We start from the raw sequence: 2,690 nt of genomic DNA on the forward strand, positions 1-2,690 counted from the left end.
CCCCCGACCTCAGCGCCGCGCCCCGTGCCGAAGGCCCGCCACCCCCGCCTCGTGTCGGCCTGTTGCAAGGCCTCCGGGCGAGCTTGTTTTCATCGCCGCTCAACGCGGTGCTGACCATACTGGTGGCCTGGCTGCTGCTGATGGCGGTACCGGCCCTGGTCGAGTGGGGGCTAGTCAAGGCGACGTTCACGACGGACTCAGCGCAGGCGTGCCGCGACGCGGGAGGAGCCTGCTGGGCGTTCATCGCCGAAAAACACCGGCTGATCCTGTTCGGGCTCTACCCCTATGACGAGCAATGGCGACCGCTCCTAGCGAGCATCCTGCTGGTCGGCGCCGTCGTCGCCAGTTGCCTGCGGCGCTTCTGGAACAAGTCGTTGGCCCTGATCTGGGTCGGCGCGCTGGCCGGGGCGGGAATCCTGATGTGGGGCGGCGTGTTCGGGCTGGAGTACGTGGAGAACACCCAGTGGGGTGGGCTACCCTTGACCCTGATCCTTGCCACCGTAGGCATGGGCCTTGCGTTTCCGCTGGGTGTGCTCCTCGCATTGGGGCGTCGTTCCCGCCTGCCCGCCATCAAGGCGCTGTGCGTGGTCTACATCGAACTGATCCGCGGCGTGCCGCTCATCAGCCTGCTGTTCATGTCGTCCGTCATGCTGCCCCTGTTCCTTCCGGAAGGGTTCGGCATCGACAAGCTGTTGCGCGCACAGATCGCGATCGTCATGTTCGCCGCCGCCTATCTCGCCGAACTCGTGCGCGGAGGGTTGCAATCCATCCCCAAAGGGCAATACGAAGGTGCGGATTCGCTCGGCCTGGGCTATTGGCAGCAAATGCGCCTCATCATCCTGCCGCAGGCACTGCGCGTCATCATCGCGCCGCTGGTCAGCATGTTCATCCTGGTTTTCAAGGACACCTCGCTGGTGGTGATCATCGGCATCTTCGACCTGACGCAATCGGCCAAAGCTGCGCTCGCAGACGCGGCCTGGCCCGGCGTTTCAGTCGAAACCTATCTCTTCATCGCGGCCATCTACTTCGTATTCTGCTTTGCCATGTCGCGCTACAGCCAGGCGCTGGAGCGACGTTTGCGCACCGGGAGGGAAAGATGACTGCCGGCCCCGACAGGAACACCCCCATGCCCGCATCGAATCAACCGATCATCCAGATGGAAGGCGTCAGCAAATGGTTCGGCAAGTACCAGGCGCTGCGCGGCATCGACTTGACCGTCCAGCGGGGCGAGCGCATCGTCATTTGCGGCCCGTCGGGATCGGGAAAATCCACGCTCATCCGCTGCATCAACCGGCTCGAGGAGCACCAGCAGGGCCGGATCGTGGTGGATGGCATCGAACTGACGGACGACCTCAAGGACATCGAAGCCATACGGCGCGAAGTCGGCATGGTATTCCAGCACTTCAATCTGTTCCCCCACCTCACGGTGCTGCAGAACCTGACGCTCGGGCCCATATGGGTGCTCAAACAGCCCAAGGCCCAAGCCGAGGAAACGGCCATGCGCTTCCTCGAGCGCGTGCGCATCCCAGAGCAGGCGCACAAGTATCCGGGGCAGCTCTCGGGCGGGCAGCAGCAGCGCGTCGCCATCGCACGCTCACTGTGCATGTCGCCCAAGATCATCCTGTTCGACGAGCCAACGTCTGCCCTCGATCCGGAAATGGTCAAAGAAGTGCTGGATGTGATGACGTCGCTTGCCGAGACGGGCATCACCATGCTCTGCGTAACCCATGAAATGGGATTCGCGCGGCAGGTGGCGGACCGGGTGATTTTCATGGACCAAGGCCAGATCGTCGAACAAAACGCCCCCGAGGAGTTCTTCTCCCGCCCGCAGAACGAGCGCACCAAGCTGTTCCTGAGCCAGATCCTCCATTGAGGCGGCGGCGCCCGGACCTTGTCGTAAACGCGCACGCGTATTGTTACGGTTGAGAAAGCCAATCGGGCTTGGCTGCCCCAAGCATTAGAATCTTGGGGTCATGGACCTCAAACTTTTCGAAGACCTCATCGCCCTCGCCCGAACCCAAAGCTTCGTACGCGCGGCGGAGCTGCGGCACGTCACGCACCCCGCATTCGGCCGCCGCATCCGAGCACTGGAGGTCTGGGCAGGCGCTCCCCTGGTAGAACGCAATCGCACGCCGGTACAGCTCACGCCCGAAGGCGAGGTCCTGCTCAAGACGGCCGAGCGCACGGTCGAAAGCGTCGCCAACACCCGGGCCCAGATCCAGCGCCACGGCGCCAACCAAGGGCTGGGCTTGCGCGTAGGTACCGGGCGCACTTTGGCCCGAACCCTGGTCGCCGATTGGCTCGCCCGGATCACGCATATGCCACGCAGCCCGCTGCGCGGCAAGGCGCAGGTAGAAATCATCACCGGCGCGACCACAGACCTCGCCGGCCTCCTGGAGCAGAGCAAGGTCGACATGCTCTGCTGCTACGAGCATCGCGCGCTTCCCGTCCCGCTCAACGGCCACCGCTACCGGCACCTGACCTTGTGCACAGAAAAACTGGTCCCCGTCACCGCAACGGATGCCCATGGCCAGCCCCGCTACAGCCTGACTGCCCAGACCACGCCCATCATTGCCTATGGAATCGGACTCTCGATGGAAAGGCTGCTCAGCGAGCACTTCGAACGCAGCCCGCTGACTGGCGCCAACGTATTCCTTCGTTGCGATTCGACGGACGCCGTTTACGAATTC

3 protein-coding genes are annotated in these 2,690 nt (G+C 63.6%); all 3 read left to right on the forward strand.

Annotated features, from left to right (window positions below):
- Nucleotides 1-1,100: amino acid ABC transporter permease (locus tag IRZ12_RS17155; RefSeq protein ID WP_296471190.1), on the forward strand; the 1,100-nt coding region annotated here is incomplete at its 5' end.
- A gap of 26 nt (nucleotides 1,101-1,126) precedes the next feature.
- Nucleotides 1,127-1,873, forward strand: a complete 747-nt coding sequence (locus IRZ12_RS17160; RefSeq protein WP_296471193.1) for an amino acid ABC transporter ATP-binding protein — start codon at nucleotides 1,127-1,129, stop codon at nucleotides 1,871-1,873.
- A 100-nt stretch (nucleotides 1,874-1,973) separates the two neighbouring features.
- On the forward strand, nucleotides 1,974-2,690 hold a 717-nt coding region (locus tag IRZ12_RS17165), incomplete at its 3' end, for a LysR family transcriptional regulator (RefSeq protein WP_296471196.1).

It is taken from the genome of Pigmentiphaga sp., from assembly GCF_019689535.1.
Classification (GTDB): domain Bacteria; phylum Pseudomonadota; class Gammaproteobacteria; order Burkholderiales; family Burkholderiaceae_B; genus Pigmentiphaga.

What these genes read in the sequence shown, in the direction of transcription:
- IRZ12_RS17160 (WP_296471193.1), top strand. Translation starts at nt 1,127, where the DNA reads ATGCCCGCATCGAATCAACCGATCATCCAGATGGAAGGCGTCAGCAAA.